We start from the raw sequence: 7,941 nt of genomic DNA on the forward strand, positions 1-7,941 counted from the left end.
GACAACTCTGACATGTCGATCGAAACATCGGTAGACCAGGTGTTGGGCTGGTGGCAAAGCAAGCAGCCGTTTGGTTCAAACTAAACGGCACAAGCCCGCTCTGCTGCCCCAGCCGAGTGGTTTTTAACCCTGTAACCCCGGTGGTCCCCCGACCGCCAAACCGCCACACCAGACTCCAGCGCGAGTGCAATTCCGCACCCGCCAACCCTGTGCTGTGGACTAGGAAAACCATGTCAGAATCATTTGCAGACCTCTTTGCCGAATCGCTAACCCGCACGGAAACGCGCATTGGTGAAGTCGTCACCGCCGAAGTCATCCGTATCGAACACAGCTTTGTGGTCGTTAACGCTGGCCTCAAATCCGAAGCCTACGTGCCTTTGGAAGAATTCAAGACCGACAAGGGCGAAGTTGAAGTCCAAGTTGGCGAATTCATCTCGGTGGCCATCGTCGCCATCGAAAACGGCTACGGCGACACCATCGTCAGCCGTGACACCGCCAAGCGCCTGGCTTCGTGGATGTCCTTGGAGAAATCCCTGGAATCCGGCGAATTCGTTACCGGCACGACCAGCGGCAAGGTCAAGGGCGGCCTGACCGTTCTGGTCAACGGCATCCGCGCATTCCTGCCCGGTTCGCTGATCGACACCCGCCCCATCAAGGACTTGTCTCCCTACGAGAACAAGACCATGGAATTCAAGGTCATCAAGCTGGACCGCAAGCGCAACAACGTGGTGTTGTCGCGCCGCGCTGTGGTCGAAGCGTCCATGGGCGAAGAACGCGCCAAGCTGATGGAAACCCTGAAAGAAGGTTCCGTAGTGCATGGCGTGGTCAAGAACATCACCGAATACGGTGCGTTCGTGGACCTGGGCGGCATCGACGGCCTGCTGCACATCACCGACATGGCATGGCGCCGCGTGCGTCACCCATCGGAAGTGGTGACGGCTGGTCAAGAAATCACCGCCAAGATCCTCAAGTTCGACACCGAAAAGAACCGTGTGTCCTTGGGTCTGAAGCAAATGGGCGACGATCCATGGATGGGCGTGAACCGCCGCTACCCACAGTCGACCCGTCTGTTCGGCAAGATCACCAACATCGCCGACTACGGTGCATTCGTGGAACTCGAACCCGGCATCGAAGGCCTGGTGCACGTTTCCGAAATGGACTGGACCAACAAGAACATCGCTCCCGCCAAGCTGGTTTCGCTGGGCGACGAAGTCGAAGTCATGGTTCTGGAAATCGACGAAGACAAGCGCCGCATCAGCCTGGGCATGAAGCAGTGCAAGGCCAACCCATGGCAAGAATTCGCGCAAGACACCAAGCGTGGCGACCGCGTTAAGGGTCCGATCAAGTCGATCACCGACTTCGGCGTGTTCGTGGGCCTGGCTGCCGGTATCGACGGCCTGGTGCATTTGTCTGACCTCTCGTGGAACGAAACCGGCGAAGCCGCCGTGCGTAACTACAAGAAGGGCCAAGAAGTCGAAGCCATCGTGTTGGCCGTGGACGTGGACCGCGAACGTATCTCTTTGGGCATCAAACAGCTCGACAGCGATCCGTTCACCACCTTCACTACCATCAACGACAAGGGCCAGATCGTGACCGGCAAGGTCAAGACCGTGGATGCCCGTGGCGCTGAAATCGACCTGGGTGAAGACATCATCGGTTACCTGCGCGCTTCCGAAATCAGCCGGGACCGCGTCGAAGACGCACGCAACGTGCTGAAAGAAGGCGACGAAGTGACCGCTGTGGTGGTCAATGTGGATCGCAAGACCCGCAACATCCAGCTGTCCATCAAAGCCAAGGACGCTGCCGACCAAGGCGAAGCCATGGCTGCTCTAAGCCAGGCTTCGGCCCGCGAAAACGCTGGCACCACCAGCCTGGGCGCTCTGCTGCGCGCCAAGCTGGACAACAACAATTAATTTGTTGCTGACCTAGGCTATTGCCAAGCCGATCCGACTCGCAGGGGCGAGCGGGTCGGCTTTATTTATAACCCGACAGGGTTTACGCAATTTTCTCCACCCACGGGGTGCATTGCGTAAGTCCTTTTGAAACCCAAATCCCTCCATGACCCGATCCGACCTTGTTGAAGAACTGGCCGCCCGATTCAGCCAGCTGACCCACCGCGATGCCGAACACGCCGTGAAGACCATCCTGGATGCCGTGGGGGACGCACTGGTGCGCGGCCACCGGGTTGAAATCCGCGGCTTTGGCAGCTTCTCCATCAACCGCCGCCCGCCACGCATGGGCCGCAACCCGCGCAGTGGCGAAAGCGTGGCCATTCCCGAAAAGCGGGTACCCCATTTCAAACCCGGCAAGGCCCTGCGCGAATCCGTAGACTTGCATACCGCTGAGATCGAGGCACGCGCGCTGCGCGAATCCCGCGAATGAGGTTTTTGCGTAGATAGAATGCCCAGAAGATGGAGGACACCCATGAAGAATCTGGTCCGGCTGCTTAAGTGGTTACTTAAGGCAGCCATTTTTTTTACCCTGTTTGCATTTGCGCTGAACAACCAGCAGGACGCGGTCGTGCACTTTTTCTTTGGCACACAATGGCGCGCGCCCATGGTGCTGCTCATCCTGACGGCTTTCGCGGCCGGACTGGCACTTGGCATCCTGGGCATGGTGCCGCGCTGGTGGAAACACCGCGTGGTCGCCAAAAAGGCCCAACAACCCATCCCGGCACCCGCCAACCCTGACACGCCCCGCACGGAACCCATCGCCCCACCCCATGGACTTTGACCTCAGTTGGATTTTGCTGGGCTTGCCGATTGCTTTTGTACTCGGCTGGTTGGCATCGCGTTGGGATTTTCGGCAGCTACGCCTGGACAACCGCTTGGCCCCAAAGGCCTATTTCAAGGGCCTGAACTACCTGCTCAACGAACAGCAAGACAAGGCCATCGACGCCTTCATCGAAGCGGTGCAAAAAGACCCCGACACCTCGGAGCTGCATTTTGCCCTGGGCAACCTGTTCCGCCGCCGGGGAGAAACCGAGCGCGCCGTGCGCGTGCATGAGCACCTGCTGTCGCGCGGCGACCTGAGCGCCACCGACCGCGACCGCGCCCAGCACGCGCTGGCGCAAGATTTCCTGAAAGCCGGTCTGCTCGACCGGGCCGAAGAAGCCCTGCGCAAGCTCGAAGGCACGGCTTACGAGGCCCGAAGCCGCCTGGCTTTGTTGTCGATCTACGAACGTTCGCGCGACTGGCCCGACGCGTCCGAAATTGCCCACAAGCTGGAATCCGCAGGCCAGGGCAGCTTCAGCGGACGCCAATCGCATTACCTGTGTGAACAAGCTGCTACCCAGCCCGAAGCCGCCCAGGGGTTGCTGGAAAAAGCCATCGCCATCGCCCCGCAGGCTGCGCGGCCACGCATCGACCTAGCCATCCTGCAGCAACAAGCAGGCCAACTGGAAGAAGCCTTCAAAACCATGCTAACGCTTGCAGAATATGCACCAGCAGCTATGCCTTTAGTAGCAGCACGAATTGCCACCATCGCCAGCGCAGCCGGGCTCACCGACAGCGCGCTGGAGATACTGGAGGCCAGCTACACACACACTGCCTCGCTGGACGTGCTAAAAGCCATTCTCGGCCTGCAACTAGGCGCCGGAACGCCGATGATTGACGTGCGCATGCGCTACATCCAGCATCTGGAGCGAGAACAATCTCTGGTGGCCGCCGCCCGCTGGATCGCTGGGGAAAAGCTGGAGCATGAGGAATTCCATCCCCAAATCCAGCGCGCTCTGGACCACGCCGCCGCCCCTTTGCAGCGCTACCGCTGCGCCGCCTGCGGGTTTGAGGCCAAACAGCATTTTTGGCAATGCCCTGGCTGCCAGGCCTGGGACAGTTACCCCGCCCGCCGAGTAGAAGAACTATGACAAAGCTTTCAACCCTTTCCCGCTCCAAACTAGCCCAGGCCCAGGTGCTGGTGGTCGGCGATGCCATGCTGGACCGATACTGGTACGGCGCGGTGGACCGCATCAGCCCCGAAGCACCGGTACCGGTGGTGCGCGTCACGCGCGAAGAAGAGCGCATGGGCGCTTCAGCCAATGTGGCCTACAACATCGTGTCGTTGGGGGCGCAGGCTTCGTTGCTGACGGTGGTGGGCGACGACGATGCCAGCCACAAGCTGGAAAAGCTGGTCGCCCAGACCGGCATCCGCCCCTACTTTGGCCGCGATGCAGAACTACAAACCACGGTCAAGCTGCGCGTGATTGGCCGCCAGCAGCAGCTGCTGCGCATGGATTTTGAGAACACCCCCAAGAGCGAAATCCTGGCCTCGCAATCCGCTACCTTCGCCACCTTGCTGCCCGCGCACCAGGCGGTGCTGTTCTCCGACTACGGCAAGGGCGGTCTGGCCCATGTGGGCGACATGATCGCGCTGGCGCTGTCCAGTGGAAAAAAGATTTTGATCGACCCCAAGGGCAGTGACTACTCACGCTACAGCCGCGCCACCGTCATCACCCCCAACCGCGCCGAGCTGCAACAAGTGGTGGGTAGCTGGAGCAACGAAGAACAACTGCGCACCAAGGCGCAAAACCTGCGTAAAGAGCTGCAACTCGAAGCCCTGCTGGTCACCCGCAGCGAAGAAGGCATGACGCTGTTTGATGCCGCAGGTGAGCTGCACGCCAGCGCCCAGGCCCTGGAGGTGTTCGACGTGACCGGTGCCGGCGACACCGTGATCGCCACCCTGGCCGCCCTGGTGGCCGCGGGCCTGAGCCTGCGCGAAGCCATGCCCCTGGCCAACCGGGCGGGCAGCGTGGTGGTGGGCAAATTCGGCACTGCCACCGTCAGCTTTGATGAACTGTTTACCAAGGAATCGCTATGACCCGCATCGTCGTCACCGGAGCTGCTGGCTTCATCGGCAGCAACCTCATCAAAGGTCTGAACGCACGCGGCATAACCGACATCATCGCGGTCGATGACCTGACGCAGGGCGACAAATACCGCAACCTGGCCGATCTGCAGATTGCAGACTACGTGGATGCCGACGTGTTCTACACCCGCTTTGCCCAAGGCGGCTACGGCAAGGTCGAAGCCGTGTTCCACGAGGGTGCCTGCAGCGACACCATGGAAATGGACGGCAAGTACATGATGGACAACAACTACACGCTGTCCTGCAAGCTGTTCGATGCCTGCCACGCCCAGGGCACGCGCCTGCTGTACGCCTCGTCGGCGGCCACCTACGGCGGCTCGGCCAGCTTCATCGAAACACCCGAGTTCGAGCGCCCGCTCAACGTCTACGGCTATTCCAAACTGCTGTTTGACCAGCGCATGCGCCTGCTCTGCGGCCGCGGGTTCGACCGCAACCCGCACCAGGTGGTGGGTTTCCGCTACTTCAACGTCTACGGCCCACGCGAGCAGCACAAGGGCCGCATGGCCAGCGTGGCTTTTCACCAGTACCACCAGTTCAAAGCGGACGGCAAGGTCAAGTTGTTTGGCGAGTACGGCGGCTACCCGGCGGGCGGGCAGATGCGCGACTTTGTGTTTGTCGACGACGTGGTAGCGGTCAACCTGTGGTTCTTTGACCACCCCGAAAAGTCCGGCGTGTTCAACCTCGGCACCGGCAAAGCCCAGCCTTTCAACGACATCGCCCACGCCGTGATCAATAGCTTGCATGGCCAGCCGGTCAACGCAGCAGATGCCGTGTCTGCCGGGCTGCTGGAATACGTGCCCTTTCCTGACGCGCTGCGCGGCAAATACCAGTGCTACACCCAGGCCGACCTGAGCGCCCTGCGCGCCACCGGCTGCGACCACCAGTTTGCCGATGTGCACACAGGGGTCACCCGCTACGTGCACACCTTGCTGCAAAGCTGACCGGTGTACGCCGCCTCGGTCCCCGTCTTCCAGCGCTACCTGGGCCAACTGGCGAAGATGGTGGATGCGGGTGCGGCCCAGGGCTGCGACCTGCAGGCCCGGCTAGTGCCCGACATGCTGCCGCTGGGGCTGCAGATCGACATCGCCACCCAGTTCGCCCTGCGCGCTTGTGCGCCGTTGGCCGGGCTGGAGGTGCCACCTTTTGGCCAAGGCAGCGCCTCGTTTGCAGAGCTAGAGGCCCGCATCCGCCAGGCCCAGGCGTATCTGGCAGATCTGACCCCTGAACAGATGGCCGGTGCGGCCCAGCGCCCATGCACCGACCAGGCAGGTACAGCCACGGTGGCTTTGTCGGGAGCAGAGTTTTTATCCCAATACGCTCTGCCCAACTTCTTTTTTCACCTCACCAGCGCCTACGCCCTACTGCGCCAGCAAGGTGTGCCACTGGGCAAGGCGGACTTTGACGGCTGGCATGTGTATTGAAATCAGGACATGAACATCCCACCGTCCACATTGACGGTCTGGCCGGTGATGTAGGCCGCATCGTCTGACGCGAAGAAGCTGACCAGCCCCGCCACATCTTCGCCGGTACCGGCGCGGCCCATGGGGATGCCCGCCACCCATTCCGCCATCAGTTCACCGGGCTGGTAGTCGCCCATCAGCTTGCCCCAAGCTGCATCGTTATAAGCCCACATATCGGTGGTGATGATGCCGGGACAAAAGGCATTTACCGTGATGCCCGTTTTGGCCAGCTCCTTGGCTAGGCTCTGGGTAATACCCACTACGCCGAATTTGCTGGCCGCATAGTGCGGCGTAAAGATGAAGCCCTGGCGCGCCTGGCCGGATGCGGTATTGATCAAACGCCCCTTCTTGCCAGCCGCTCGCATACGTACAGCAGCCTCCTGGCAACACAAGAAAACACCCTTGGTGTTCACGGCCATGACCTTGTCCCACTCATCTTCCGTCAGATCCTCCAGGCGGGCAACGGTGATGACACCGGCGTTCTGCACCGAGATATCGACCTCGCCCAACTCCTGCGCTACCTGCGCATACATGGCTTTGACCTGGACACGATCAGTCACATCCAGCACCACCGATATCGCTTGGGCACCGGCATCGCGCAAGCCCTGCGCGGTTTCATGCACCAGCGCTTCATTCGCAGCCACGCATACGCGCGCGCCCTCGCGGGCAAACCGTTCGGCAATGCTTTTACCAATACCCCGGCTACCACCGGTCACCACCACCACTTTGTCTTGAAATCGCTTAAACATAGTCAATCCTTACCAGCAAACAAAGCCACCGTCCACGATCAGGTCCACACCGGTGCAAAACGATGCGGCCTTGCTGGCCAGGAATACCGCTGGGCCCACCATTTCGTCTACCGTCGCCATCCGACCCATCGGCGTATCGCGCTCAAAAACCTTGCATTGTTCGGCCACTTCCGGGCGTGCGTTCATCGGCGTCATGGTGTAGCCGGGGCTGATGCTGTTCACGCGCAGGCCGCGGTCGCTCCACTCCATCGCCAGGCTCTTGCTGAGATGAATAACCGCCGCTTTGGAGCTGTTGTAATGCGCCTGCATCAGGCCCCGGTTAACGATGCTGCCCGACATGGACGCAATGTTGATGATGCTGCCACGGCGGCGTGGCAGCATCACGCGGGCCTGGGCCTGGCAGGACAAAAACACCCCTTCGACGTTCACCTGCATCATGCGTTGCCACTGCTCCTGCGGCATATCTTCGGCGGCCGTGGCATTGGCGATACCGGCGCAGTTGACCGCCACCGCCAAAGCACCCAAATCCTTCTCGGTGGCGGCCACCGCAGCCGCCAGATCTGCCGCCTGGGTCACGCTGCCTTCCAGGGCCAAGGCGCGGCGGCCCAGTGCATGAATCCGCTCTACCGTACTGGCCAGTCCGACGCTGCCTGCCAGGTCAAAACACGCCACGTCGGCCCCGGCCTGCGCCAAACCCACGGCGATGCGCTGGCCAATGCCGCTACCGGCCCCAGTGACAAAGGCAACTTCGCCGTGCAAGTCAAACAAATCCATGAAATCTCCTCTTTCAACATGAAACAACTTGCGCGGCGTGGGGTGCTTGGCACCCAAGTACGTGCAAGCTATGGATGGTCCAGCAGGTGCTGGGC

The 7,941-nt window shown here is 61.0% G+C and carries 9 protein-coding genes; 7 read left to right on the top strand and 2 right to left on the bottom strand.

Annotated elements, in window-relative coordinates:
• Positions 1-230 precede the first annotated feature (230 nt).
• From rpsA to ABI213_RS02365, 7 genes are all read left to right on the top strand, one after another.
• The gene (gene rpsA / locus ABI213_RS02335) at positions 231-1,913 is read left to right on the top strand and encodes a 30S ribosomal protein S1 (protein ID WP_092761519.1); all 1,683 of its coding nucleotides are present in this window, start codon (positions 231-233) and stop codon (positions 1,911-1,913) included.
• Between the two features lie 145 nt (positions 1,914-2,058).
• A complete protein-coding gene (locus ABI213_RS02340; protein WP_348007258.1) occupies positions 2,059-2,382 on the top strand; it encodes an integration host factor subunit beta in 324 nt (107 codons plus the stop codon).
• A 42-nt stretch (positions 2,383-2,424) separates the two neighbouring features.
• Positions 2,425-2,733: a LapA family protein gene (locus tag ABI213_RS02345; protein ID WP_348007259.1), complete on the top strand. Its 309-nt coding sequence runs from the start codon at positions 2,425-2,427 to the stop codon at positions 2,731-2,733.
• On the top strand, positions 2,723-3,865 hold the full coding sequence (gene lapB, locus ABI213_RS02350; RefSeq protein ID WP_348007260.1) for a lipopolysaccharide assembly protein LapB: 1,143 nt from the start codon (positions 2,723-2,725) through the stop codon (positions 3,863-3,865). Before ABI213_RS02345 ends, lapB begins: the two co-directional genes overlap by 11 nt.
• Positions 3,862-4,815, top strand: coding sequence for a D-glycero-beta-D-manno-heptose-7-phosphate kinase (rfaE1, locus tag ABI213_RS02355; protein ID WP_348007261.1), 954 nt, complete (start codon positions 3,862-3,864; stop codon positions 4,813-4,815). Before lapB ends, rfaE1 begins: the two co-directional genes overlap by 4 nt.
• Positions 4,812-5,804 (top strand): ADP-glyceromanno-heptose 6-epimerase, encoded by a 993-nt coding sequence (gene rfaD, locus ABI213_RS02360; RefSeq protein ID WP_348007262.1) that lies wholly within the window; start codon positions 4,812-4,814, stop codon positions 5,802-5,804. The genes rfaE1 and rfaD overlap by 4 nt, the downstream gene beginning before the upstream one ends.
• 3 nt (positions 5,805-5,807) lie before the next feature.
• Complete coding sequence (locus ABI213_RS02365; protein ID WP_348007263.1) at positions 5,808-6,284, top strand: DUF1993 domain-containing protein; 477 nt, start codon at positions 5,808-5,810, stop codon at positions 6,282-6,284.
• Positions 6,285-6,286: 2 nt separating this feature from the next.
• On the opposite strand, the gene ABI213_RS02370 is transcribed toward ABI213_RS02365, so the two are convergent.
• Complete coding sequence (locus ABI213_RS02370) at positions 6,287-7,072, bottom strand: SDR family oxidoreductase (RefSeq protein ID WP_348007264.1); 786 nt, start codon at positions 7,070-7,072, stop codon at positions 6,287-6,289.
• A gap of 9 nt (positions 7,073-7,081) precedes the next feature.
• Positions 7,082-7,846 carry an SDR family oxidoreductase gene (locus ABI213_RS02375; RefSeq protein ID WP_348007265.1) on the bottom strand — a complete coding sequence of 255 codons (765 nt, stop codon included), beginning with the start codon at positions 7,844-7,846 and terminating at the stop codon, positions 7,082-7,084.
• Positions 7,847-7,941 lie beyond the last annotated feature (95 nt).

It is taken from the genome of Rhodoferax sp. (assembly GCF_039922535.1).
Taxonomy (GTDB): domain Bacteria; phylum Pseudomonadota; class Gammaproteobacteria; order Burkholderiales; family Burkholderiaceae_C; genus Rhodoferax_B.

What these genes read in the sequence shown, in the direction of transcription:
- lapB (WP_348007260.1), top strand. Translation starts at nt 2,723, where the DNA reads ATGGACTTTGACCTCAGTTGGATTTTGCTGGGCTTGCCGATTGCTTTT.
- ABI213_RS02375 (WP_348007265.1), bottom strand. Translation starts at nt 7,846, where the DNA reads ATGGATTTGTTTGACTTGCACGGCGAAGTTGCCTTTGTCACTGGGGCC.
- rfaE1 (WP_348007261.1), top strand. Translation starts at nt 3,862, where the DNA reads ATGACAAAGCTTTCAACCCTTTCCCGCTCCAAACTAGCCCAGGCCCAG.
- ABI213_RS02345 (WP_348007259.1), top strand. Translation starts at nt 2,425, where the DNA reads ATGAAGAATCTGGTCCGGCTGCTTAAGTGGTTACTTAAGGCAGCCATT.
- rpsA (WP_092761519.1), top strand. Translation starts at nt 231, where the DNA reads ATGTCAGAATCATTTGCAGACCTCTTTGCCGAATCGCTAACCCGCACG.
- ABI213_RS02370 (WP_348007264.1), bottom strand. Translation starts at nt 7,072, where the DNA reads ATGTTTAAGCGATTTCAAGACAAAGTGGTGGTGGTGACCGGTGGTAGC.
- rfaD (WP_348007262.1), top strand. Translation starts at nt 4,812, where the DNA reads ATGACCCGCATCGTCGTCACCGGAGCTGCTGGCTTCATCGGCAGCAAC.
- ABI213_RS02340 (WP_348007258.1), top strand. Translation starts at nt 2,059, where the DNA reads ATGACCCGATCCGACCTTGTTGAAGAACTGGCCGCCCGATTCAGCCAG.